23 protein-coding genes are annotated in these 23525 nt (G+C 62.9%); 17 read left to right on the forward strand and 6 right to left on the reverse strand.

The window, feature by feature from the left end; translation table 11 throughout:
• Window positions 1-18 precede the first annotated feature (18 nt).
• Window positions 19-1143: a class III poly(R)-hydroxyalkanoic acid synthase subunit PhaE gene (gene phaE / locus ACW73L_RS10215; protein WP_498921806.1), complete on the reverse strand. Its 1125-nt coding sequence runs from the start codon at window positions 1141-1143 to the stop codon at window positions 19-21.
• Between the two features lie 343 nt (window positions 1144-1486).
• On the opposite strand from phaE, the gene ACW73L_RS10220 reads away from it, so the two are divergent.
• The 11 genes from ACW73L_RS10220 to ACW73L_RS10270 all read left to right on the forward strand — a co-directional run bounded on the left by ACW73L_RS10220 (window position 1487) and on the right by ACW73L_RS10270 (window position 13119).
• Complete coding sequence (locus ACW73L_RS10220) at window positions 1487-1816, forward strand: phasin family protein (protein ID WP_498921807.1); 330 nt, start codon at window positions 1487-1489, stop codon at window positions 1814-1816.
• A gap of 97 nt (window positions 1817-1913) precedes the next feature.
• On the forward strand, window positions 1914-3092 hold the full coding sequence (locus tag ACW73L_RS10225; protein WP_498921808.1) for an acetyl-CoA C-acetyltransferase: 1179 nt from the start codon (window positions 1914-1916) through the stop codon (window positions 3090-3092).
• A 77-nt stretch (window positions 3093-3169) separates the two neighbouring features.
• Window positions 3170-3916: an acetoacetyl-CoA reductase gene (gene phbB, locus ACW73L_RS10230; RefSeq protein WP_498921809.1), complete on the forward strand. Its 747-nt coding sequence runs from the start codon at window positions 3170-3172 to the stop codon at window positions 3914-3916.
• 22 nt (window positions 3917-3938) lie between these two features.
• Window positions 3939-4427, forward strand: coding sequence for a polyhydroxyalkanoate synthesis repressor PhaR (gene phaR / locus ACW73L_RS10235; RefSeq protein WP_498921810.1), 489 nt, complete (start codon window positions 3939-3941; stop codon window positions 4425-4427).
• A gap of 254 nt (window positions 4428-4681) precedes the next feature.
• Entirely contained in the window at window positions 4682-5695 is a 1014-nt protein-coding gene (locus tag ACW73L_RS10240) for a glycosyltransferase family 2 protein (protein WP_498921811.1), read from the forward strand.
• A gap of 134 nt (window positions 5696-5829) precedes the next feature.
• Window positions 5830-6252, forward strand: coding sequence for a GtrA family protein (locus tag ACW73L_RS10245; RefSeq protein ID WP_498921812.1), 423 nt, complete (start codon window positions 5830-5832; stop codon window positions 6250-6252).
• A gap of 194 nt (window positions 6253-6446) precedes the next feature.
• Complete coding sequence (locus tag ACW73L_RS10250; RefSeq protein WP_498921813.1) at window positions 6447-7946, forward strand: MBOAT family O-acyltransferase; 1500 nt, start codon at window positions 6447-6449, stop codon at window positions 7944-7946.
• 3 nt (window positions 7947-7949) lie between these two features.
• Window positions 7950-9059 (forward strand): hypothetical protein, encoded by a 1110-nt coding sequence (locus ACW73L_RS10255; RefSeq protein ID WP_498921814.1) that lies wholly within the window; start codon window positions 7950-7952, stop codon window positions 9057-9059.
• 58 nt (window positions 9060-9117) lie between these two features.
• A complete protein-coding gene (locus ACW73L_RS10260) occupies window positions 9118-11259 on the forward strand; it encodes a hypothetical protein (protein ID WP_498921815.1) in 2142 nt (713 codons plus the stop codon).
• A gap of 254 nt (window positions 11260-11513) precedes the next feature.
• A complete protein-coding gene (locus tag ACW73L_RS10265) occupies window positions 11514-11912 on the forward strand; it encodes a hypothetical protein (RefSeq protein ID WP_498921816.1) in 399 nt (132 codons plus the stop codon).
• A gap of 19 nt (window positions 11913-11931) precedes the next feature.
• Window positions 11932-13119 carry an NAD(P)/FAD-dependent oxidoreductase gene (locus ACW73L_RS10270; protein ID WP_498921817.1) on the forward strand — a complete coding sequence of 396 codons (1188 nt, stop codon included), beginning with the start codon at window positions 11932-11934 and terminating at the stop codon, window positions 13117-13119.
• Window positions 13120-13173: 54 nt separating this feature from the next.
• Here the strand turns inward: ACW73L_RS10270 and ACW73L_RS10275 are convergent, their stop codons facing one another.
• On the reverse strand, window positions 13174-13698 hold the full coding sequence (locus ACW73L_RS10275) for a c-type cytochrome (RefSeq protein ID WP_498921818.1): 525 nt from the start codon (window positions 13696-13698) through the stop codon (window positions 13174-13176).
• Window positions 13695-14267 carry a c-type cytochrome gene (locus ACW73L_RS10280; protein ID WP_498921819.1) on the reverse strand — a complete coding sequence of 191 codons (573 nt, stop codon included), beginning with the start codon at window positions 14265-14267 and terminating at the stop codon, window positions 13695-13697. Before ACW73L_RS10280 ends, ACW73L_RS10275 begins: the two co-directional genes overlap by 4 nt.
• A gap of 196 nt (window positions 14268-14463) precedes the next feature.
• Here ACW73L_RS10280 and coxB point away from each other — a divergent pair, with 196 nt between their 5' ends.
• The 3 genes from coxB (at window position 14464) to ACW73L_RS10295 (ending at window position 18453) form a co-directional block, all read left to right on the forward strand.
• Complete coding sequence (coxB, locus tag ACW73L_RS10285; protein ID WP_498921820.1) at window positions 14464-15450, forward strand: cytochrome c oxidase subunit II; 987 nt, start codon at window positions 14464-14466, stop codon at window positions 15448-15450.
• 67 nt (window positions 15451-15517) lie between these two features.
• Complete coding sequence (locus ACW73L_RS10290) at window positions 15518-18085, forward strand: cbb3-type cytochrome c oxidase subunit I (protein ID WP_498921821.1); 2568 nt, start codon at window positions 15518-15520, stop codon at window positions 18083-18085.
• Window positions 18082-18453: a hypothetical protein gene (locus ACW73L_RS10295; protein WP_498921822.1), complete on the forward strand. Its 372-nt coding sequence runs from the start codon at window positions 18082-18084 to the stop codon at window positions 18451-18453. Before ACW73L_RS10290 ends, ACW73L_RS10295 begins: the two co-directional genes overlap by 4 nt.
• A gap of 78 nt (window positions 18454-18531) precedes the next feature.
• On the opposite strand, the gene ACW73L_RS10300 is transcribed toward ACW73L_RS10295, so the two are convergent.
• The 3 genes from ACW73L_RS10300 to ACW73L_RS10310 form a co-directional block, all read right to left on the reverse strand.
• Window positions 18532-18903 (reverse strand): c-type cytochrome, encoded by a 372-nt coding sequence (locus ACW73L_RS10300; protein WP_498921823.1) that lies wholly within the window; start codon window positions 18901-18903, stop codon window positions 18532-18534.
• 203 nt (window positions 18904-19106) lie between these two features.
• Window positions 19107-19565: a ferritin-like domain-containing protein gene (locus ACW73L_RS10305; protein ID WP_498921824.1), complete on the reverse strand. Its 459-nt coding sequence runs from the start codon at window positions 19563-19565 to the stop codon at window positions 19107-19109.
• Between the two features lie 115 nt (window positions 19566-19680).
• On the reverse strand, window positions 19681-20211 hold the full coding sequence (locus ACW73L_RS10310) for a hypothetical protein (protein WP_498921825.1): 531 nt from the start codon (window positions 20209-20211) through the stop codon (window positions 19681-19683).
• 1064 nt (window positions 20212-21275) lie between these two features.
• Between ACW73L_RS10310 and ACW73L_RS10315 the strand changes: the two genes are divergently transcribed.
• From ACW73L_RS10315 to ACW73L_RS10325, 3 genes are all read left to right on the forward strand, one after another.
• Complete coding sequence (locus ACW73L_RS10315; protein ID WP_498921826.1) at window positions 21276-22013, forward strand: PRC-barrel domain-containing protein; 738 nt, start codon at window positions 21276-21278, stop codon at window positions 22011-22013.
• Window positions 22014-22433: 420 nt separating this feature from the next.
• Window positions 22434-22646 carry a DUF2934 domain-containing protein gene (locus tag ACW73L_RS10320; RefSeq protein WP_139556386.1) on the forward strand — a complete coding sequence of 71 codons (213 nt, stop codon included), beginning with the start codon at window positions 22434-22436 and terminating at the stop codon, window positions 22644-22646.
• A 124-nt stretch (window positions 22647-22770) separates the two neighbouring features.
• A complete protein-coding gene (locus tag ACW73L_RS10325; RefSeq protein WP_498921827.1) occupies window positions 22771-23472 on the forward strand; it encodes a Crp/Fnr family transcriptional regulator in 702 nt (233 codons plus the stop codon).
• The last annotated feature ends 53 nt before the right edge of the window (window positions 23473-23525 follow it).

Here is a 23525-nt window from a genome sequence, read left to right on the forward strand (position 1 = left end):
GCTCTCCTGACTCCGGGGTTAGGTCTCGTCCTTGGCTTTCGCTGCCCGCCGCGTGCTGGCTGGTGCCGGCGCAGCGGACCGCACTGCCGCGAGTTTGGTCCGCAGTGCGTCCATTTCCGCCCGCAGTTCAGCGATGCCGGATGCGTTGAGCGCCTCCTCGAGTTTCCAGACGCGGCGCTGCAGTTGGTGAACGCGGCGGTGGCTCGTGTCCAATTCCCTACGGGTCGGCATGTTCAGGGCACTGAGCGCCTCGTCGATCATCGACTGCTCCTGGCGTTTCAGCGCCATCAGCGCATTCGTCATGGCGGCCTGAGACCGGGTGAACGCGTCGGATGCACAGATCTCGGCGTAGGCTTCTTCGCCGCAGTCGACCCACAGGTTGTAACACTCCCGGACACTCTCGAAGGCATCCCCCTGGCCAACGCGTTCGGTCGCCTTTTCCCGCAACAGCTCGGCGGCCCGGGCCACCACTCCGGACAGCACGCCGGAATAGTCCTGCATCGCCTTTTGGTAGTCGAGCAGGCATTGGCCGAGCCGCTGAATCTCTTCCTGCGACTCGCGTGTGTAACCCAAGGTCGGCGTCGATAGCCAACCCGACAGGAAATCCGGCAGCGCATCGCTCCGGCGCGCCGCATTCAAATCATGCAGGGCTTTGCTCATGTCTCCCGGAAACACCGAACAGGCCGACGTGACTCGGCTCCAGTGGTCGAGTGGCAAACCCCACAGCGTGGCGAAGCCGTTCCAGGACTCGTTACCCGCGGCCGGAGCCGCAGACGAAGCCTTGTTTTGCATCTCCTGCATAGCCCGGGTGACCCCCTCCCACCAGGAAGTCAGGTTCTGCCCCGTATCGGGGCCGGCCGAGACCGCCTGCCAGAGCAAGTCGCCCATCCGCGCGTAGCTCTGGTTCATCTCGAGAATCTTGTCGACCCAGGCGCGCGATTCGGAAGGAATGACCGGGGCAATCATTTTCGACCAGTAGTCCAGGCCCTGCGTCCAGGGTGTTGCGTCCGGAGCGGCCTTTTTCGGTGCCGCACTGTCGGACGCGCGCTTCGTCAGATCGCTCCAGGCGTCCCAGTAGTGCCGCTGCATTTGCATCCACGCATCGGCCCACGGACCGCTCGTGGAAGATGGTGAATCGCTCATGGCCGCTCCTCTAGATATCGTGTGTGCCACACCCTTCTGAGGGGCGACTATACGCAGGGCGGTGGTGCGATGCAATAGCATCAGTTCTCACCATCGATGGCGGTGACTCCAGGACGGCCAATTTCCCAACTACAGCACACATCGCCAATCTTTCCCCATTGTTTCTAATAACTTTTCTACGGATTCTATCCTTCATGGACCGCTCCGAAAGGGCTTCATTCCGCGGCTTCGCAGGCCTTCCTGGCTCGACTCCTCATGACTGTTGACACAAACCAACAAGGATTCTATGCTGCACTGCACCACCCTCATTGGGCACGATCGACGAAGCACGAGGAGAGCAACCATGAACACGCAGATGTACGACCAATGGCTGGAGATCAACCGCGCTGCCCTGGCTCCGATGATGCGCTGGAGCGAAATCGCCGCACAATCGGCTGAAAAGTGCACGCGTTACAGCTTGTCCATAGCCCAGGATTGTCTCGATGTGAGCACACGCCAGATGGCATTGCTCGGGGAACTGAAGGACCCGCAGAAATGGGCGGCCGAAAGCAGCAAGCTCGCCGGTGAATTCAGCCGCAAGCTGATGGGGCGCGCGACAGAAGGGCTTGAGGTCGTCAAGGAAGCACGCGATGCCTTCTCGGCCTGGGGCACGGAGGTCGCCGAACCAAAATAGTGATCTAGGCCGGCGCCCGCGGGTTGCTCGTCCGCGGGCGCCGGGTCTACCATAGCTCACCGGCTCACAGCCCACCCTTATCCAGGAGTAGCCCGAAATGGACGAAGTCGTGATCGTCGCGGCGGCGCGGACCGCAATCGGCAAATTTGGCGGTGCGCTCGCGGAGATCCCGGCCGTCCAGCTCGGAGCGCGCGTCATCCTCGCGCTCCTCGAACAGACGGGCCTCGAAGCCCGGCAAATCGATGAAGTCATCATGGGCCAAGTGCTGACCGCCGGCACCGGCCAGAACTCAGCCCGGCAATCCGCAATACACGCGGCCCTGCCGGTCGAAGTTTCCGCGACGACCGTCAACAAGGTCTGCGGCAGCGGACTCAAGGCGGTTCAGCTAGCCGTTCAGTCGGTGCGCTGCGGCGATTCGGAGATCGTCATTGCCGGCGGGCAGGAGAACATGAGCAATGCGCCGCACCTGCTGCCGAATTCGCGCAACGGCAACCGTCTCGGCGACTGGACCTTGATCGACAGCATGATCGTCGACGGCCTGTGGGACGCCTTCCACGACTGCCACATGGGTATCACCGCAGAAAACATCGTGGACCGCTACGGCATCAGTCGCGAGGAGCAGGACGCGTTCGCGGCCGCTTCCCAACAAAAGGCGGAGGCCGCCCAGCTGTCCGGCGTGTTCAAGGACGAAATCGCGCCGATCGAAATCCCCCAGCGCAAAGGCCCGCCGCTGATCTTCGACACCGACGAGTTCCCGCGACACGGCACGACAGTGGAGTCACTGGCGAAACTGAAGCCCGCATTCAGGACGCCGGGCAGCGTGACCGCGGGCAATTCCTCGGGGATCAACGATGGCGCCGCGGCCGTCATGGTCATGACCGAGCAATTGGCACGCCGGCTGGACCTCGAACCGCTGGCCCGCGTTGCCGCTTATGCCTCCGCGGGCGTGGAGCCGGCCATCATGGGCACGGGCCCCATCAGCGCGACGCGACGCTGCCTGCACCGCGCCGGCTGGAGCCTTGACGAACTCGACCTCATCGAGGCCAATGAGGCCTTCGCGGCGCAGGCCATCGCCGTTAACCGCGATCTGGGTTGGGACACGTCCAAGATCAACGTCAATGGGGGCGCCATCGCGTTGGGGCATCCCATCGGCGCCTCCGGCGCCCGCATTCTAGTGACGCTGTTATACGAGATGCGCCGGCGCAACGCGCGCAAGGGCCTGGCCACACTGTGCATCGGCGGCGGACAGGGCATTTCGATCGCTGTGGAACGCTAGCCAAGCGATCGACACTGCCGATCGGGCCGCGGCTCCGCACCATAGACTTCTCCACCCCTTAGACGAAGGACCCCATCATGAGCACCAGAGTCGCAGTCGTGACCGGCGGCACCGGGACCATCGGTACCGAAATTTGCAAACATCTGGCCGCTGCCGGGCGTAAGGTCGTCGCATTGTGCCTTCCCGGAACACCCGACTGCCGCCTCGACGAATGGGTGGCCGAGCGCGCCAACGAGGGCTACGCGACGCACGCCCTGGGCTGCAACGTCGCTGAGTTCGACGACACCGCGAGTGTGTTCAAAAAGATCGAGGACAGCATCGGCCCCATCGACATCCTGGTCAATGCGGCCGGCATTACCCGTGACGCGTCGCTGCGCAAGATGACACCCGAGATGTGGCATGCCGTCATTCACGCCAACCTCGACAGCGTGTTCAACACGACGCGCTGTGTCATCGAAGGCATGACGGATCGGAATTTCGGCCGCATCGTCAACATCTCGTCGGTCAATGGTCAGAAAGGGCAGTTCGGACAGGCCAACTACGCCGCCAGCAAGGCCGGTATCCATGGCTTCACGATGTCCATCGCGCGCGAAGCGGCCCGCAAGGGCGTCACGGTCAATACGGTATCTCCCGGCTACATCGAATCGCCGATGATCATGGCCGTGCCGGAGGAACATCGGGCCAAGATCGTTGCGGAAATCCCGGTCGGCCGTTTCGGCAAGCCTTCCGAAATCGCCCGACTGGTCGCCTTTTTGACGGCCGACGAGTCGGGTTTCATTACCGGCGCGGACATTTCCATCAATGGCGGCCAGCACATGGGCTGAGCCGCTTCACGCGGGTCCCGGTATGGCAAGCGAACGCATCATCAAGAAATATCCGAACCGGCGCCTTTACGATACCGGCATCAGCCGCTACATCACGATCGAGGATATCCGGCTACTGGTGAGGTCCGGCGAGAAGTTCCGGGTCGTCGACGCCAAGTCCGACGAGGACATCACCCGCAGCCTCCTGCTCCAGGTCATTCTGGAGCAGGAGGACAAGGGCCAACCCATTTTCACGATTGAAATCCTGGAACAACTGATTCGCACCTACGGCGATGCGATGCAGGGTTTCATGACGACCTATCTCAAACAGAGTCTCGACATCTTTCTGCAGCAGCAGCGGCTCGTGCAGGAACAGATGGACGGGCTGCTCAAGCACGGACCGGTTTCCGCATTCACCGAACTCGCGGAGCAAAACCTCAAATTGTGGCAATCGCTGCAGGAAAATGCCTTCAAGCCCTACGGATTCGGCACGAATCGCAAAGCCGGTACCGAGCCCCCCCAAGACGGCTGAGTTTTTCGCGATATAATCTCGGGTCGTTAACTCCCGGACTCTTTCGGGCAAGTCCGGACGACAGGAGCTATCGCCCCCATGAGGCCACCCTCGAACGAGCGCTCTATGGCGCCACGTGCAGCGCTCTCGCGATACCGTCCGAGCCCGACTACCTCAACGCCCGCTATTTGCCGCATGCCCCCTGTTTGGATCGATGACGCGCATCGCGCCTGGGAGACCATCCCGTGAACCCCGAACAGCGCCCTCCAACCCGTATGCCATCATCTGGGCCGACACCGGCGGGTAACTGCCGGCTCTCTATCGTCGTACCGTGCTTCAATGAGGCGGATTCGCTCGCTGCATTGCATGGCCGGCTGACCGCTGTCGCGCAGCGAACGGTGGGCGAGAGCTACGAGATCGTGTTGGTCAATGACGGCTCGACCGACCGGACGCTCGCGGCGATGCGCGTGCTGGCGTCCGAGGACTCCCATCTCGTCTGCATCGATCTGGCGCGCAATCACGGCCACCAACTGGCCCTTACCGCCGGACTCAACCTATGTCGTGGGGAACGCATCCTGATCATCGACGCCGACTTGCAGGATCCACCGGAACTGCTCGGGGAAATGATGAACCGGATGGACCAGGGCGCGGACGTCGTGTACGGCCAGCGTCAGGAACGGCATGGGGAGACTTGGTTCAAGAAGATCACGGCAGCCTTGTTCTACCGGATTCTCTACAGCTTTTCGTCGATCAGGATTCCCGTCGATACCGGCGATTTTCGCCTCATGTCCCGGCGCGTGCTGAGCGTACTGAACGACATGCCCGAGCAACACCGTTTCATCCGCGGCATGGTGGCCTGGGTCGGATTCCGGCAGGAGGCCGTGCCCTATGTGCGGGAGCCCCGGTATGCCGGGTCGACCAAGTACACGCTGGGCAAGATGTTCTCGTTTGCCATCGACGCGATCACCGGGTTCTCGACGCGCCCGTTGCATCTGAGTTTTTATCTGGCGCTCACCGCCATGGCTGGAGCCGCTGCACTGGCGCTCTATGCGCTCGTTCAGTGGTCCAAGGGCGACACGATCGCCGGCTGGACCAGCCTGATTCTGGTCGTTTCGGTGTTCAGCAGCATCCAGCTCTTCTGCCTGGGCATCATGGGCGCGTATCTCGGACGAACCTACCTCGAAGCCAAACGGCGGCCCTTGTTCGTCATCCGCGAAGTCATCACACAGACCGGTTTGTCGTCGGGCGAGTGCCCACCCTCGCCGCCGTCCTCGGTCAGCCTCAGTTGAGTCGCCCGCGCCAACTCCGTCTGACCATCCATGTCGGGGATGGCCGACCACGCCCGAGAGCTCGCGCTGGCCTCCCACGTGGCGCGCGGAGAAATGTCCTCGAACCCATTCCGAAACGCCCCGCCATACCCCCGGTGCTGACACAGGCCGTGCGTTTCGGGGTCGTCGGCGTTGCCAATACCGCCATCGGGCTCGGCACGATCTACGTTTGCCTGTTCTGGCTGGGCTGGTCCGACGTCCCGTCCAACGTAACAGGCTACACACTAGGCCTTTTGCAAAGCTATGTGCTGAATCGCAACTGGACCTTCCGCAGCCGCGTGCGAGTGCTTCCCGGGCTGCTGCGTTTCCTGGCCGTGTTCGGGATTGCCTATGCCTGCAACCTGGGGCTGGTTCTGGCGCTGCGCCGCTCCAGCGTAGAACCTACCATTGCCCACGCCGCCGGCATGCCCGTCTATACGCTGATTTTCTTTGCACTGAGCCGATGGTTCGTGTTTACTCCGCACGTGCCGAGCCCGGCCGCGAACCTATCCCGACCACTCCGCGGTTCCGAGCCTTGACGAACGATTGACAGTCCCATCCGGGCGCGGCGGCGACGCCTACATCGAGTACCTCGCCAAACACCCTGCCCGGCATGCAAGGTTACCTACTGACCCGAGTTCACTGACACCGCATTCAAGCGCTTTCGTCACTTTTCGGTCCGGCTCGCTCCCTACAGTCGCGATAGCTGGCCCCGTCAAGCCTACCCCTGCCGATGCTGTTCAATTCCTACGAGTTCGTCTTTCTGTTCCTACCCCTCGTGCTCGGCGTATTCCTGCTGTTGGGGCGGTGGCGTTCGACTGCGTTGCCGACGCTGTGGCTGGTCGTGGCCTCCCTCGCCTTCTATGCGTACTGGCGCAGTGCGTATCTGGCCCTGCTCATCGGCTCCATTGCGGGCAACTACCTCGCGGGTCTGGCCATCCACCGCGTTCGTCGTCACCGTCTGAGAAGCCGCGCGCTGCTGACCGGCGCCATCGCGGCGAATCTGGGCCTGCTGGCCTACTTCAAATACACCGACTTCCTGATCGGCACCGTGAATGCCTTGACGGGAACGGGCTTCCCGGTGCAATCGATCGTGCTGCCGCTCGCCATCTCGTTCTTCACGTTCAATCAGATCGCGTTTCTCGTCGATGTCCACAAAGGCTATGTGCATGACTACGGCTTTCTGGACTACGCCCTGTTCATCGTCTTCTTTCCGCATCTGATCGCGGGCCCCATCGTCCATCACCGTGACATCATTCCGCAGTTTCGGCGGTTCAACTTTTCGCTGGCCAGTCCTCTGCTAAGCCTCGGCCTCATGGTGTTCAGCATCGGCCTGTTCAAGAAGGTCATCCTGGCCGACCATCTGGCGCCCTATGCCAGCGCCGTCTTCGACAGCGCGGCGCGGGCCGACGCCCTGACCCTGGCCGAGGCGTGGCTGGGCGCTCTGGCTTACACGCTGCAACTCTATTTCGACTTTTCCGGTTACTCGGACATGGCCGTAGGCGGGGCCCTGCTCTTCGGAATTCGATTTCCCTGGAACTTCGATGCGCCTTATCAGGCCACCAGCATTATCGATTTCTGGCGGCGCTGGCATATCAGCCTGTCGCTGTTCCTTCGCGATTATCTCTACATACCCCTGGGTGGCAATCGGGCCGGCACGCTGCGGCAGTCGCTCAACATTTTCCTGACCATGCTGCTGGGAGGACTCTGGCATGGCCCGAACTGGACCTTCGTTCTATGGGGCGCGCTGCACGGCATATACGTGATCATCAATCATCGCTGGCGCGACTGGCGCAGCCGCCGGCACTGGCTTCCCGCCCAGCCCGGTGCGGGCGAAAGGGCCTTCGGCTGGAGCGTCACGTTCATCGCCGTGGTGGCTGCCTGGGTCCTGTTCCGGGCCGGGGACTTGTTCGCCACGCTCACGCTGTACAAATCCATGTTGGGACTCGGCACGCCCAGCGGTTGGACCCTGCAGGCTGGCCGGCTCTTCCCCCATCTGCCCACGGGCTTGCAAGACGCGACCGTCTTCGTCTGGATCGCCATACTCTGCGGGATATGCTGGTGGGCCCCCAGTCTTCGGCGGCAGACCGATCCCCTGCTCGCGCAAGCCTTGGCTGTGCCCTCCGGCAAACTGCGAATTGGACGATCCTGGGCCGTCGGCACCGCGATACTCGCCTGGCTGGCGGTAATGTTTCTGGCTCGCCCGACCGAGTTCCTCTACTACCAGTTCTGAGCGATGCGCCCACAGGCTTTCAATCGCTGGTGGCTGAGCGTCTTTCTGGGCCTGTGCCTGCTGCAGGTCCTGATCGCCGTCATCGCGGATACCTACTGCGTGTTCGGCATCGTCCGCTTTCCGAAGCGCAACTTCGAACCCAATACACGTTTTCTGAAGGTCGAGTACCTGCGGCGACAGCCCCAATACAACGCCTTCATCCTCGGCTCGTCACGCGCCGGCTTTCTCGAGTCGACATCCGCAAGCACTGCTTGCGGGTCCGAACACCGTTATTTCAACCTGAGCGCAAGCCTCGAGAATGGCGCTGGCATCCGCCAAAAGCTGGAGTGGCTGACCCGGACCCGCACCGTTTCGCAAGTCATCATTGCGATCGATTTCGATCTGCAGTCCGTGCTCGGTGACCCGCTCGATCTCCTCCGGCAGGATCACCCGCTCATCAGCGGCGCATCCAACCTGGGCTTTTATGCCAAGTACCTGTTATTCCAGCCCAGGATCCTGTGGATCTTCCTCCAGGGGCATTGGCGTACGACGTCGTCCGCCCCTTGGGAGCGCGGGAACCGGCCTCTGGAACCACCGCTGTACGCGACCGCTCCGCTGCTCGACGGCGGCCGCCTGTTCGCCACGACCCTGGGGGCTGCCGCGGTGGATCTGAAAGGACGACGAGAGAGCCGCTTGCCGGCAACCGGAGATGGACGCGAGGAGTTCCGGCGCACGATCGGCATTCTCGAACGCGCGGGGACCAACCGCATCCTGATCGTCCCGCCGTACCGGCTGGACCAGTACGCCAGCTTCAGCATCGATGCATACACGGAATGGATGGGTAAGATCGTGGCCGACGCGGGCGAGATCTGGGACTTTTCCGGTTACAACGCCGTGACGCAGGACGCTGGCAACTACGACGACCCATTGCACTTCAACGAAGTCATTGGCGATCGCATACTGCGGCGGGCCTGCGGCGCATCTGGCTCGGACGTCGCCGAGCATTTCGGCATGCGCGTCACGAGGGAGAACATCGCCGCCCATTTGTCGGCACATAGAACCCAGTACGCCAGCGCTCGAACCCCCATCGCCGGCGGGCTCCTCGGTCCAACTAACAGCAAGGGGCGGCCTTGATGTCCGGCGCGGAGTGGTTCGAAAAGCGGCTTCCCGAAGGCAACCCACCGGTTATTCGATGAACTCTCTCATGCCGCGCGTCTCGCCCCACCGAACGTGCCGACCACTCCGGGACACGGCCGCGATCCTGCTGCTGCCGCTGGCCGCCTTTGTGCTGCTCCGCCTGCCGCCGATCTCGCAGAACAATTTCACGGATGCGATGTACTACCTGGGCTATGCCCATAATTTCGTCGATCTGGTCAATCGCTACGGCTTCATCTACTACGCGGTCCGTTTCGGACCGATTTTCTCTGAACTCGGTTTCAATGCGCTCCCCGGTTTGTTGACCGGTTTTCATGTGCTGCGCTATCTGCTGGCGGTTGCGGTCGGCTTCGCCCTGTATGCGGTACTTGGGGAGCGTTACGGACGTCGGGCTGCCTTGCTCGGGGTAATCGCCTGGACATTCAGTCCGGTCACGGCGCGCATCCTGCTGTCGACCTACGTCGACTCGACTGCCGTACCCTTTACGATACTCGGCATGCTGCTGTTGATTCGTGAACACGGCCGATCCGGCGTCTCCGCGCTTATCGCCGGCATCCTGCTTTGCGCCGGCGTCAGCGGCAACGTCTACGCCGGCGTGATGATCGCATTCGGGCTGCCGGCCTACGCCATTCTGAACTGGGGCCAGTCGCCGGCGCGCATTGCCAGGGAACTCGCGACCGTCCTCTCGGGCGCGGTCATCCTGCTGGCCTTTTTCACATTCATCTACCATGGCTTGTTCGGCGTTCGCTCGCTCCTGCAGCCGGTCATCGACATCAGCCTGCGCCTCGCCGGCGGTGATGCCAAGCAATGGACGCGTCCTCCGGGCGAATGGCTGTTCGACTCGCCACATATCTACGCGCCCTTCGTCGTCATGATCGGCACTTTCAGCGTCTGGCGCTGGACACGCGATCGGCTCGCTCTGGCGTCCACGGCTTACCTCACGCTGTTGGTCGCGTTCTATTGGATCACGGACCTCGCACTCGACGGGTACTCGCTGTCGTTTTATCCCTATGCCGCCTACTGGCAAGCGGCCTTGATGCTCGCTCTGGGCACAGTGGCGGGAGTGGCGGTAAACCTTGCCGAGACCCGGGACCGAGTTTCGGTGACCGTCGCCGTTGCCCTTGGCCTCGTCGCCGCCCCGTTGGCGTTCAGCCTGACCGGCGCCCACCCCCCGCGCCTGGGCTGGCTGGTCGCGGTGGTCGCTGCTGCGCTAGGGCTAATGGTATTGACCAGAACAAGGCCTCGTTTGCGGCCCTTTGCCCTCGCGGGCCTACTCGCCACCACCACCTTGCTGCAGGCGGGTAGCGGCGTTTACAACGTGTTGCTGGGGAAACCGGAAAGCAACGACCGCGATCTGGTTCGGGTTGCGCTGCAGGTGGCTGATCTGCTGCCGCGTTTCTCCGACGATGGCAAAGAACTCGCCTTCTGGTATACGCCCGATGCCACGGACCGGCGCCTACAGATGATCCAATCGATCCAGTTGCCCTTCAGCCAGCTGCGACTGAAGGACGCGCAACCGGTCGCACTCGGGCCACTGTCACCTGAGGCCCTCGAGCTGCTTCGCAATCCCCAACTCGCGCATCTGGTCATCCTCGACTATTCTCCGGCACGCGTCGACGCGGCCTTGGCCGAACTCGGCTCGGCCGGAATCGCGTACCGTCTGGCGCAACGACGGCAGTTGCAGTCCGGGGACTTCGGCGTCGTGCTCGCGCAGGTCGTGCTCGATCATCCGCCCGCCCCAACCGTAGCGAAGCTTCCGGCTACCAGGCTTCGGGCCGGACCTGGGGCCACACTGCGTTACGACGCCGACGGTGCGACCTTGACTACAGGCGAGAAATTCTTCGGCTGGGATGCGACGCTGGACCTGGCGAAGGCCTTTTCGGCCGGCACCGCCGCCACGGTCGGCTTGACGCTGAAGCTGACCCGCGGTCGGGCCAGCGTGGCGCTGATCGAGCGCGGCTCACCGGATCGCGTTGTCAGCGAGAACATCATCGCACAGACCGAAACACCCATATCGATGGCGGTCCGTGCCCCGGATGCCGGGAAGGTCTCGTTGCTGGCAATACGCAACCAGATGTCCGACGGCACACGGGCTGTCGTGCGCATCCAGTCCATCACCCTGCACCAGAATGCACCCGACTCCGTGCCGCAAACCCTTCCTGCTGCGCCCCGTCCCTGATCCCCAAAGCGTACCCGCCCCCTTGATCGCGCGGAATCGTCCTGCCAGGCCTCACTCCGACCTCGACCGCTGGTAGCAGCCGGACGCCGCCTGATCCGGCCATCGCGCGGAGACGGAACTCGGTAAACGTACGGATTCTGCATGCTCAGACAGCGTGTTAGCGTGTTGCCTAACGGGATACACCCCGAGGGCCGGGAGCCAGTTACGTGGCGCGCCGGATCCGTTCTGACCGATCCCTTTCGCGGAGCCGATCGATGAGACGTGTCGACATCCCTCCAGCCGAATGGCCAGACTTTTGCGAGCGCTTCAGCCGGCACCACCGCGGCCAACTCGCGACAACCTTCGTCAAAGGAACCGGTGACAGTGCAGCGACCCGTTGCACTGCGCGCGAACTGCCCTTCGCCGGAGTGACCCTCGACCCGAATCAACGCGACATCACGCTGTGCCTGGGCGAGGGAAAGCTGCACCTCACCGAATGCGTGCACGAAGTCGCATCCCTTTTCATGCTGGAAGGCGACGACGGTGCTGAGACCGGACTTTGGATCGATCGGCCGGACGATAGCGCGATCATGCTAACCGTGGGCGCCACGGACCCCATTGAGGTGCCCGGCGGTCGCGCCAAAGCGCAAACTCCATCACAACCCATGGCCTGAGCGGCCGGGGAGCATTGCCATGTATCACTACCGATATCTGATCATCGGCGGAGGCATGACCGCGGACGCCGCCGTGCGCGGCATTCGACAACACGACCCTGACGGGACCGTCGGTATCATCAGCCACGAAGCCCACGCGCCCTACCGACGCCCCCCGCTCTCGAAAGGGCTCTGGCTGGGCAAATCCCCCGAGTCCATCTGGCTCCGCACCGAGAACCTGGGCATTACCTTGCACCTGGGGCGGGCCGCCACCCTGCTCGACCCCACGGCGCATAAGGTGACCGACCACAGAGAGGAGGTCTATGGCTTCGACAAACTCTTGCTGGCCACGGGGGGTGAACCGCGGCGCCTCTCGGACACCGACGAAGGGATCATTTACTTTCGCACCTATGCGGATTATCTGCAGCTGTCGCAGCTGGCCGAGAGACACGACCGCTTCGCCGTCATCGGGGGCGGCTTCATCGGGTCCGAGATCGCCGCAGCCCTGAACCAGATCGGCAAGCACGTCGTGATGGCCTTTCCGGAAGACGGTATCTGCAGTCGCCTGTTCCCGGCGGGCCTCAGTCGCTTCGTCACGGATTACTTTGCGCAGCGGGGTGTATCCATTCTCTCGGGCTGCACTCTGAGCCATTATTCCCGCGTGGGTGAACGGGCCTCGTTGCGATTCCAGCAAAGTGGGACCACGCCGGAGTCGCTCATCGAGGCGGATGCGGTCATAGCAGGACTCGGTATCTTGCCGGGCGTCGTGCTGGCCGAGAAGGCCGGTTTGCGAACCGACAACGGGATCGTGGTCGACGAGTGCCTCCGGACCAGCGCTTCCGACATTTACGCGGCCGGCGACGTCGCGAACTTCTACAATCCGCTCCTCGGCGAACGACTTCGGGTCGAGCATGAGGACAATGCGCTGACCATGGGCCGGATGGCCGGCGCCAACATGGCCGGTGCAGCAGAACGCTACGACCATCTGCCCTTCTTCTACTCGGATCTGTTCGATCTGGGTTACGAGGCCGTCGGTCGCCTCGACGCCACGGCCGAAACGGTTGAGGACTGGATTCAGCCGTACCGAAAGGGCGTCGTCTATTACCTCCGCGATGGCCGGGTACGTGGCGTGCTGCTGTGGAACGTCTGGGAACGCGTGCCGGCAGCACGGTCACTGATCGCGGAACCCGGCCCCTTCAGCGCGGCAGACCTCAAAGGCAGGCTATAGCTTCGGGAATCAGGTTTGTGCCGCCAGGGTGCAGGTATCGACCACCCTGGCAGCTCAATCCAGGCGATACAGATAGGCGGCTATGTCGCGCGCATCCCGCTCGCTGACCCCGAGATTCGGCATCGCGGATCGCGGCGCGATTGCCACCGGGTCTTGCAGCCATCTCAACATGTTGTCGGGCGTGTTGGGCAGCACACCGGCAATGTATTTCCGCCTCGAGATTCCGCCGAGAGGGGGCCCGACCCGGGTCGTCGCGCCGACGATACCGGGGATATGGTGACAGCTGGCACAGCTATACTGCTGCAGCGCAACGACACCGCGGACCGCATCCCCGCCGAGTTCGCGCAACGCGGTCGACTCGCCGCCGCGGCCGCAACTTACCAGCCCGGCTATCGCCACGGCGAGCCGTCCCAGACGGAAACCCCTGTCTCTCAGGTTTTCGCTATGTCCCTGGAAACCCGGTACGCGCTCCCCTCGAGGCGCGGAAGTGCCGACGTGCCGCTTGGGCAACCGGGGCGCTTGGGCCATTCCCCACCGGCTCGCCAGAAACCGGATCGGCAGCGGACGCCAAAGGCTCACCGTAAGCTTCCGCTAGGTGCCGTGAGCGGCACCACGCTGCTCGCCTCCCACTCTAGCGCTCGGTATTCATCCGCTGACAGCGAGGGCAGTTCGCGCAGGAAGGCGACGATCGCCCAGATCTCCGGGTCCGAAAAACGGAATTGCCAGGCCGGCATGCCGGTCATCTTGATGCCGTTCTTGACCACCCAAAAGATCTCCTCCGGTCGCAGTCCCCGGGCGCTTTCAACAAGGTTGGTTGGATGCGGCAACATGCCCTTGCCGGCATCACCCGGCGGTATGCCTGGCGCACCGTGGCACCCGACACAGTGCTTACGAAACAGCATGAAGCCACTGTCGGTCCGCGACGGGTCGGACAGGTCCGCGGGAGGCTCGATTCCCTTGGCCCGCTGGCGAATCGCCTGCGCCAATGCGTAGTCCAGAACGGCGTAAACCGGCGAGGTGTGCTGATCGACCGCGGCGACGTTGTATAGACCGAAGTAAACGACAAGCCCCGCTCCGATCGCCCCTACGCCACCCAGGAACGCCAGCGCGATGAGTCCGTGAACGAAAAACGGCTTGAATGGCTGCATCGGGGAAATCGCCGGACGAACGTCTATTCACTCTCTCGGACGCGCAGCGTTGCACCATTGCGCACGCTAACCGCAGATGAAGGGATTGCACTCCGCACGCATGGCCCCCGTCAATGCGTGCGATTACGGATTGCGGTGCGGCGCGGCCGCCCATTAAGGTGGGGTGCCCCCAGCCCGGAAAGGTATCCACTGGCCCATGACCCGGCACTCAACCCAGTCCTGGCTCGACGCGCCGACCGATCAGATTCAGTCGGTACTGCACCCGCAGACGCCGGTCGCCCAGTTGATCGCCGACCTCGGCTGGGTCATGAGTGTCGGCGCCGTCGTGATCTTCGTTGGCGTCATGGTGCTGGCGGCCTATGCCGTAGCGGGCCGGTACCGGGAGCGGGTGGCACGCTTGCGATTCATCGTCGGTGGCGGCATCGCACTCCCGCTCTTGGTGCTATCGGGCCTCCTGACCTATTCGCTCGTCACGGCGAGCCGGATCGTCGAGATCGACGACACGGGGGCCGTACAGGTGCACGTCATCGGGCATCAGTTCTGGTGGGAAGTGCATTACCTCACGCCTGATGGCACGATCGAGGCCACCACCGCCAACGAGGTGCACGTTCCTACCGGTCAAGCGGTGCACCTCCAGCTGACGGCCCAGGATGTTATCCACAGTTTCTGGATCCCGAACCTCGCGGGCAAACTGGACATGATCCCCGGACGCACCAACAGCATCCGGCTCCGCGTCGATCGGCCCGGCACGTGGCGCGGGCAGTGCGCCGAATACTGCGGCGCGCAGCACGCCAGGATGGCGTTTCACTTAACGGCTCAACCGCCCGCGGACTTCGCCAACTGGCTAGCCGCGCAGCGGCGGCTTGCCGCGTTACCGAAGGAGCCCTTCCTGCGACGCGGCGAGTACCTGTTCCTGTCCGCTGACTGCGGGCAAAAAGAATGTTGCTCTGACTGCCATACGATTCGCGGCACCTCGGCCCGGGGCGAGCACGGCCCCGACCTGACGCATGTCGGCAGCCGGCACTGGATCGCTGCAGGGACACTACCCAACAATGCCGGCACACTCGCCGGATGGATCGCCTCGAGTCAACATCTCAAAATGGGGAGTCACATGCCCTCGTTTGACCGCTACTCCGGTGAGGATCTGCGTGCGTTGGCAGGCTATCTCGCGAGCCTGAAATGAGCGGCAGCCACGACCAGGCCCTCCTCGGGCACAGTGAGACAGGGCGTCGCGTCGCGCGAGCCCACGGATGCCGGTGCAACGTGCCTCGTCGGCCGCGAGCCGTCTCTGCCAGGGTGTGCTGATGGAATTGCCCAACACGCTGCCGCGGCCCGACGACGAACTCGTTACCCTCGAGCGGGCCTGGCAATTCCCGTCTGGGATCCGTTTCCTGACCGAGGTCAACAACATCTTCGTCGGCCTGGTTTACGTCGGTGCCGCGTTCCTGTTCTTTCTGCTCGCCGGCGTTCTGGCGCTGCTGATGCGAACCCAACTGGCCGTTCCGGAAAATACCCTGCTCGGACCCGAGACCTACAACCAGGTCTTCACCATGCATGGCACCGTCATGATGTTCCTGTTCGCAATCCCCGCGGTCGAAGGCATCAGCGTGCTGCTGCTGCCGAATATTCAGGCAGCACGCGACCTGCCGTTCCCGCGACTGTCGGCATTCGCCTTCTGGGCCTATCTGGTCGGCGGCCTGGTGTTCTTCTGCAGCCTGTTTTTCGAACTCGCGCCGCGTGGCGGGTGGTTTATGTACCCGCCATTGACGAGTTTCGAATACGATCCAGGCGACAACGCCGATTTCTGGCTGCTCGGCATCGGCTTCATCGAAATCTCCGCCATCGCGGGCGCGGTCGAAATCGTCGTGGGCGTGCTGCTGACCCGCGCACCCGGCATGTCCCTGGACAAGATGCCGGTGTACTGCTGGGCGATGCTGGTGTTCGCGCTGATGGTCATCTTCGCTTTTCCGGCGATGATTGCCGGGACTGCGCTGCTGGAGTTGGAACGGAGCTTTCACTGGCCATTCTTCGTCGCCGACAAGGGCGGTGACCCGGTGCTGTGGCAGCACCTGTTCTGGTTCTTCGGACATCCTGACGTCTATATCATTTTCCTGCCGGCGGCAGGCATGGTTTCCATGATCCTGCCGGCCATGGCGCGGACCCCTTTGGTCGGATATCGGCTGGTGGTGGCCGCGTTGATCGGGACCGGTTTCCTGAGTTTTGGCCTCTGGGTGCATCACATGTATGCCACCGGCATGCCCCAGTTGTCGCTCAGTTACTTCAACGCTGCCAGCATGGCGGTATCCGTCCCAACCGGGATTCAGATCTTTGCCTGGCTCGCGACCATCGCCGCGGGACGCCTGCAGTTCAAGGTGCCCGCCCTGTTCATCCTGGGGTTCCTGTTCGTCTTCGTGCTGGGCGGGCTCACCGGCGTCATGCTGGCCGCCGTACCGTTCGACTGGCAGGCCCACGACACCTACTTCGTGGTCGCCCACCTGCACTATGTCGTGTTCGGTGGAATGGTTTTCCCGCTGTTCGCCGCCTTTTACTACTGGATCCCCAGTCTCAGCCGCAGGGCCTTGTCCGAGCGTCTGGGGCGATGGGTCTTCGGCCTGATTTTCGTCGGCTTCAACGTGACCTTCTTCCCGATGCATTTCACCGGCTTGCTGGGCATGCCACGACGCACCTATACCTATCCCGCCGGCATGGGCTGGGACCTTCCCAACCTGCTGTCGACGGTCGGAGCCTTCCTGATCGCCGCCGGCGTGGGGCTGTTTCTAGTCGACCTAATCCGGAACCTCCGGCCGGCAACCACGCGCAGCATCGGCAATATTTGGGACGCCGGTACGCTGGAATGGCTGCCGAACGGAAACTATGCGTCCCGCAGCATTCCCTTCGTGACCAGTCTCGAACCCTTGTGGGATCAGCCGAATATGGCCGAGGACGTCGCCGCAGGCGCCTACTTCCTCCCCGGCGCTCCCACTGGCTACCGCGAAACCCTCATCACCAGCCCGATTCACGCCCGGCCACTCTATGTGCTGCAGATGCCGGGGCCAAGTTGGACCACTCTGATCGCAGCGATAGCCACAGCGGCCTTCTTCCTGCTATTGACGATCAAATGGCTGATTCCTGCAGTGTTCGCCGGCGGCGTGGCACTGATCATGGTGATTCGCTGGCTGTGGACTACCGACCCCGGGCCTTCGCAGCCACCGGTGCCAATCGGTTGCGGCATCATGCTACCGGTCTACATGACCGGTCCCATGTCTCATTCCTGGTGGGCGATGATCGTGTTGAGTCTGGTGTCTGCGACGATGTTTGCCTGCTATGTGTTCTCCTACTTCTACCTCTGGACAGTTTCACCGGGGATGTGGCCCGCTGAGGCGTCCACTCTTGCCAGTGACACCAAGGTCCTTCGTTCCCTGCTGTGTTTGCTGGGCAGTGCCGCACTGCTCCAGTACGCCCAGCACGCCCTAGCCTCGCGGCGACAGCCTCCACGTCGCCTTTGCTGGGCCCTGTCGCTTGCGGTGACGTTGCTGGTAGGGGCTTTTTTGAGCGACCTCTCCAGTCACTGGGAATCCGGATTAAGGCCTACCGACAGCGCCTACGCAGCCATCGTCTACGTCTTGCTGGCCAATCAGGGGTTTTTTGTCGCGGTGGCCCTGGTCATGGCGTGCTACACGATTGCGCGCTCCGTCGCCGGGCTCCTGACACAAGAGCGGCGGGCGACTTTCGACAACACCCGGCTGTTCTGGCTGTACACGATGCTTCAGGGACTGCTGACCCTGGCCATCCTCCACGGTGCCCCGCGATTCCTATGAGCCATGTTTCGCAGGCAGCCGCCTTCATTCGGACAGCAGTCCGGATCCTGTCGGGGGTACTGATTTGGGGCGGTCATTTCCTGTTCATTTATGCGACCACGGCGGTCGTCTGCGCCCGAGGATGGGACGCTGAACGCTGGCTCGGCGTCAGCCTGCTGACCGGAGTCATCGGCGCGGCAACGGTTGCAGCCGGCGTGATCGCGGGCTGGATGATTGCCCGGGCCGTTCGGTCCGCGCGGCATCAGCGCGTGTCGGACGGCAGCGCGCACTTCGTGGACTGGATCACCGCCGCCCTATGCGCGCTGGCGCTGGTCGCCATCGCCTGGGAGACGCTCCCGTTGTTGCTGCTGACGAATTGCGCCGCATGACACGCGGTGGCCAAGCCTCGCACAGCTATTATTGATGCAGCGCCGATGCAGCGTGGCTCGGCGCGCGGATCGCCCGCATCATCGGAGCGTATACAGAAAGGCCGCGATATGGAGCGCCTGGTCTTCGCTCATTTCGACTTTGGGCATCGCGGTTGCTGGATCGACGGCAGGGGGATCGCGCAGCCAGCGCACCATGTTCTCGTGTGTGTTGGCGAGAACCCCGGCCAGATAGGCGCGCTCGGCGATGCGGTCGAGCGGCGGCCCGACGATACCGTCCGCTTCGGAAATTCCCGGGATCACGTGGCAGGCGCCGCAACCGAAAGACCGCACCAGCGCGCGACCCTGAACGGGATCGCCCGCACTCGGACTGGCATTCACGGTTTGAAGGTTGGTCGCGCTGACCGCGCCGCCCGTAAAGGCCGCCAGCACGACGACGGCTGCGGTATACACCGCCCGCGGACCGCGACTTATCGCCGGTTGACCAGCGTGAACCCGAAACCCAAAACCCGGCCGACAGCCCTCATTCCCGCGTCGGCGCGGCGCATCGCTGGTGCGCTTAGACCCGTTACCGGAGGAGCGCGAAGCACTCTGTCTGAGTTCTGAGAACGGGCCACCTGATCGGGGTCGCTCATGACCGGCTGCTGCGACGTCCATCAAGCGCCGACCGGAACCCCGTTGGGCTGCCGCAGCATCTTATCCACCTCGCTCAGATGTTGGCATTCGGCGGCGATCTTCTGGCGAGCGAACTCCTCCAGCATCACGTTCCGACCCTGAACGAGCTCCAGCAATTGCTCATACAGGCCTATCGCGGCCCGTTCGTGTTCCAGCGATTCGCGGAGGATATCGCCGAGATCATGGTGATGTGTCTCCAGCAATTCCCCGATGCCCAGCGATGGGTGTCCGCCAAGTGCGGTGATCAACTCTCCGATCTCCTGAGCATGCACCAGCGATTCATTGGCCTGTCCGCGTAACCAGCCCACCACGGGGATCCGACTGTAGCCGAAAACCATGAAGGAGTAGTGCATGTAGCGCACTACGCCGGCGAGTTCGGACTCGAGGATTTGGTTCAGCGTCGCAATGACTTCGCTGCGCTCGATTCGATTCCCCGCCATCTGGACCTCCCGCTATCTCTGGATTAAGCCCGCTTCAGGTCAGAAACAACAACCGGCCGCAGGGGCCCCGCCTGCTATTCATGGAACAGGATCCAAGCCTGGGCGGGCTGTGGTCTCATCCTGTATCCCGGCTTGCGACAGGCGGCTGTAGTGACAGTGATGGCGGTAGTGGACCGACTGTCGAGCCCTCCGAACGCCAGGCACCCGCATCGAGGTGTTCCAGGAACAGCCAGCCTAACGCGTAGGTAACGGCCATGGCCATGACGGGTCGCGTGACCCGCATCGTCGTGGGCGACACGGCGGGCAGATATCGCCTCACATAATCCAGCACATACACCGACAGCCACTCGGTATGGGCACCGCCGAGCACGGCGGCCATGATCGTCTTCATCTTGTGCTCCGTCACTTCGACACCGTACAGCTCGAACAACTCGGCCAGCATTTTTCCGACCAGACCACCGATGACCACTTGGTCGAAGAAGGGGAAAGGCATCAGGCCAACGCCGCCAGCCCATGCCATGTGGCGATAGACGATACGCCAGGCGCACCGTGTGCGCTGGGGGCGCGCCAGGGCCAGCTTTCCCTTCTTGCCCAGTCTCGCCGCGATCTTTTTCGCCTTACCTTGATCGTCTCGCGCGGACGTCATGCCGAACCTCATCAATACCCGATAGTCACCGGCAGAACCGACCCGCCGCCACGCCTCAAGGGCACCGCCCGTCCGGGACAGCGGCACGGCATCAGAAAGTCACCATATCAGGCGTCAAGTCCTGACGACATACGTGCAACTACCGACGGCAATCGTACGCATTGGCGGCGTCCCGGAAAGCGTGTAATGAATCATTCCGTGCGGTGGGCGGCGATAGCGGGAACGATGGGAAGTTCTCCGCTAGATGCCCCCGGATCGACGATCGTTCCCTCGGGTCGTCTCCGCGCCGACAAGCGACACACCTCCCGGCAGTGGCCCGGAGTGTTCGCGACGGTGGGTCAACGGACTCGGGCCCTTGCGGCTGGATCGTCGGTAAGCAGGCAGAACCTGGTCGCCTCCGCCGCAAGAACCGATTGCCAGCGATCAATGACATTTGTCAATGCAGACGGGCTCGGTCCGGTGGATTCTGCGAAACAGGGACGTACCGTTCGCGCACCAGTCGTTGACGATGACGTGTTGGACCGTCACGCCACGATCAGCCGAACCGGCCGCCTGCTCATTGGCGTAATCAGGAGGGCTTTCCATGGCCGCGCATAGCCTTCGCCCGCTGGAGCGACAGCGCACGAAACGAGACCACGCCCGAAAGCTCGTTGAGGAATTGCTCGCACGTGCCGACGTGAGACCCCAAGGCAACCGTCCTTGGGACATCCAGGTGAATGATGAACGCTTCTACAACCGCGTCCATGCCCAGAGACCCCTGGGCCTGGGCGAGAGCTACGTGGACGGGTGGTGGGAATGCACATCCCCTGACCAATTGATTTTCCGCCTTTTGGAAAGCGGCGCAGCCGGATCGGGCCGGCCCTGGATCGAGCGTCTGGGCGAGTTGAAAGCGACGCTATGGAGAGCACCTCCTGCGAATGCGGCACTACGACCTGCTCAGCTTTGCAGGCGCTTTCCGGGCCCGGCACACCCAATTGTGGCAGCTCACGCTTTCCCCGCTGGGCTCTGCCATCGCCCATCGCATCGACCGCTGATTGCCACCCTGACCACGTTTCCCCAAAACCATGAATCAACTCCGTAGGTTGCGAGAACTGACCGGCTACAGTCTGCTGGCAGAGGACGGCATAATCGGTACCCTGGTCAAGGTCTATTTCGATGATCAGGACTGGGTCGTGCGCTATTTTGTCGTGCGCACGGGGAGCTGGGTGTTCGGGCGGGAGGTGCTCCTCGCACCGGCAACAGTCAGAGAAACGGTTACCGACGCCCACTGCCTGGATGTGGCACTGAGTTGCCGCCAGATCGAAGGCGCTCCCTTGGCCGACACCCACCCGCCCGTCTCATCCCATTACGAGCAGCAATACGAACGCTTCGTCAGTCCGCCGCCCTATCGGGTGGCAACGCCTGATTGGGGTCTGTTCCAACCGCGTGAACCGGCAACAGAACACCTCGAGGCGCCGGTAAAGCCGGCCCATCCGCACCTGCGCGACAGTGCAGAACTCAAGGGCTATCACATCCATGCCCAAGACGGCGACATCGGTCATGTCGAGGATTTCATTCTGGAAGAGCCCGACTGGAAGATTCGGTTCCTGGAAGTCGCCACCCGCAACTGGCTCCCGGGCAAGCACGTGCTGATCGCACCGATGTGGATACTCGGAGTCGACTGGGGCTTCCGCCAGGTGACGGTCGACCTGAGCCGGGAATCAATCCGAACCGCGCCACCCTACGATCGAACCAGGACCATCAGCCCAGCCGACCTGGCGGCTCTCGATACGCATTATGCGAAACGCCCGGGCGCTAGCTGAGCCAACACTCACCGAGCTCCGCTCCCACCTAGAGAAATCCCGATCGACGCTCAGCCGGCATGGCATGGTGAACGGGTTCCGCCCCTCTCCCTGCTTCCTTTGGCGAGTCCTGCGGGTGCTCGTTTCACAAGACACTGGGTAGATCTGGTCCGGCCCCGCGTTCAATACCTGGCCGCGAACACCCTCTCCCTGGATCTACCTCCCAAGCCGGATGGCACCGCTTCTCTGGACAGGGACGTCCTCGGCCAACCGGCGGTGCCGATCTGACAACTAGGCTGCTTTATCTAGGTAAGCACACGGATTTCAGCCACACTGAGCGTCCGGTAGGCTCTTGGAAAGCGCCACCGAGCCCGCTGGTCTCCGCAGACCTTTGGCTCTGATCCACGATCCACACCCCACAGCGGAATTCGGAGACACCCTATGGCTGCGCAGAAAGCAATCGCAAACCCTATCCAGTTCACGTCACCTCCTCCCCAGGAGGAAAGCGCCCAGTCGGCAGAGGCGTGCCGCGAACTGCGGATCGCCGCTCTCGCTTATCGAAAATCCGAGGCACGAGGTTTCGAAGCCGGCCATGAACTCGATGACTGGCTGGCGGCCGAACGAGAGGTCGACCAGCATGAGTGCGCATCGTAGCACCGCGTCACGTCGTCATCGCCACGACCGCGATGTCCCTGAACTCCAGGCAGGAGTCCAAGCGCTTCCGGCCGAGATCGATTGTCCGAGGTAACTCATGCTTTGCTGCGCAACAGCAACCCAGATGCGCCTGGAAGGTGGCCGCGCTGGAACTACTCTGGCTCTTCCACAGCAGCCGACCAAGGGTACGGACCGCATCGCTCTGCGGGCCATGGCCCGCAGCGCACGGCGCTGTTGGTACCCTCCCCGCTCCGTGATCAGCACCCAGGGCGACGCGGCAGACTCTGCCTTCTTCATCCGCCGAGGCCTGGTCAAGCTGATTGCCACCCGGCCCGAGGGACGGGACAGGATCGTACGCCTGCTTGGACGCGGCGGATGGATCGGACTGGGCGGACTGCTCAATCCAATCACCGAACACGCTGCAATTGCCGTGGGACCGGTCGAGGCTTACCGTCTCTCGTTGACCCGGCTCCGCCGGCTCAAGCAGACTCACCCAGACCTGTACTGCCGCTTGACCGAGACTTGGTATGAGTGTTTGCAGGACGCCGACCTGTGGCTTACGCAGTTCTGCTGTGGTCCGGTCAGGGCAAGGGTCGCGCGCTTGGTCAATTTCCTGGCCTGCATGCACGGGAGCGAACGCTCGTCCGAAGTGGAACTGCTGACCTGCGACGAGATGGCCGGTATCCTGGCGGTCACTCCGGAAAGCGTGAGCCGCACCCTGGCGCAGTTCAAACGCAGTGGCATTCTAAGCGCAGAGCGAAGCCGCAGCCATGTGGTCCGCTATCGGCGAGATGCTCTGGCTTTGCAGGCCCTGGCCAACGACTAAGGTTGTGCCAAGGGCAAGAGGTGATTTGGGGCGGCGCCGGTCACCAGCCGGCG

It is taken from the genome of Methylolobus aquaticus (genome assembly GCF_054172105.1).

What these genes read in the sequence shown, in the direction of transcription:
- phaE (WP_498921806.1), bottom strand. Translation starts at nt 1,143, where the DNA reads ATGAGCGATTCACCATCTTCCACGAGCGGTCCGTGGGCCGATGCGTGG.
- ACW73L_RS10220 (WP_498921807.1), top strand. Translation starts at nt 1,487, where the DNA reads ATGAACACGCAGATGTACGACCAATGGCTGGAGATCAACCGCGCTGCC.
- ACW73L_RS10225 (WP_498921808.1), top strand. Translation starts at nt 1,914, where the DNA reads ATGGACGAAGTCGTGATCGTCGCGGCGGCGCGGACCGCAATCGGCAAA.
- phbB (WP_498921809.1), top strand. Translation starts at nt 3,170, where the DNA reads ATGAGCACCAGAGTCGCAGTCGTGACCGGCGGCACCGGGACCATCGGT.
- phaR (WP_498921810.1), top strand. Translation starts at nt 3,939, where the DNA reads ATGGCAAGCGAACGCATCATCAAGAAATATCCGAACCGGCGCCTTTAC.
- ACW73L_RS10240 (WP_498921811.1), top strand. Translation starts at nt 4,682, where the DNA reads ATGCCATCATCTGGGCCGACACCGGCGGGTAACTGCCGGCTCTCTATC.
- ACW73L_RS10250 (WP_498921813.1), top strand. Translation starts at nt 6,447, where the DNA reads ATGCTGTTCAATTCCTACGAGTTCGTCTTTCTGTTCCTACCCCTCGTG.
- ACW73L_RS10255 (WP_498921814.1), top strand. Translation starts at nt 7,950, where the DNA reads ATGCGCCCACAGGCTTTCAATCGCTGGTGGCTGAGCGTCTTTCTGGGC.
- ACW73L_RS10260 (WP_498921815.1), top strand. Translation starts at nt 9,118, where the DNA reads ATGAACTCTCTCATGCCGCGCGTCTCGCCCCACCGAACGTGCCGACCA.
- ACW73L_RS10265 (WP_498921816.1), top strand. Translation starts at nt 11,514, where the DNA reads ATGAGACGTGTCGACATCCCTCCAGCCGAATGGCCAGACTTTTGCGAG.
- ACW73L_RS10270 (WP_498921817.1), top strand. Translation starts at nt 11,932, where the DNA reads ATGTATCACTACCGATATCTGATCATCGGCGGAGGCATGACCGCGGAC.
- ACW73L_RS10280 (WP_498921819.1), bottom strand. Translation starts at nt 14,267, where the DNA reads ATGCAGCCATTCAAGCCGTTTTTCGTTCACGGACTCATCGCGCTGGCG.
- coxB (WP_498921820.1), top strand. Translation starts at nt 14,464, where the DNA reads ATGACCCGGCACTCAACCCAGTCCTGGCTCGACGCGCCGACCGATCAG.
- ACW73L_RS10290 (WP_498921821.1), top strand. Translation starts at nt 15,518, where the DNA reads ATGCCGGTGCAACGTGCCTCGTCGGCCGCGAGCCGTCTCTGCCAGGGT.
- ACW73L_RS10295 (WP_498921822.1), top strand. Translation starts at nt 18,082, where the DNA reads ATGAGCCATGTTTCGCAGGCAGCCGCCTTCATTCGGACAGCAGTCCGG.
- ACW73L_RS10305 (WP_498921824.1), bottom strand. Translation starts at nt 19,565, where the DNA reads ATGGCGGGGAATCGAATCGAGCGCAGCGAAGTCATTGCGACGCTGAAC.
- ACW73L_RS10310 (WP_498921825.1), bottom strand. Translation starts at nt 20,211, where the DNA reads ATGACGTCCGCGCGAGACGATCAAGGTAAGGCGAAAAAGATCGCGGCG.
- ACW73L_RS10315 (WP_498921826.1), top strand. Translation starts at nt 21,276, where the DNA reads ATGAATCAACTCCGTAGGTTGCGAGAACTGACCGGCTACAGTCTGCTG.
- ACW73L_RS10320 (WP_139556386.1), top strand. Translation starts at nt 22,434, where the DNA reads ATGGCTGCGCAGAAAGCAATCGCAAACCCTATCCAGTTCACGTCACCT.
- ACW73L_RS10325 (WP_498921827.1), top strand. Translation starts at nt 22,771, where the DNA reads ATGCGCCTGGAAGGTGGCCGCGCTGGAACTACTCTGGCTCTTCCACAG.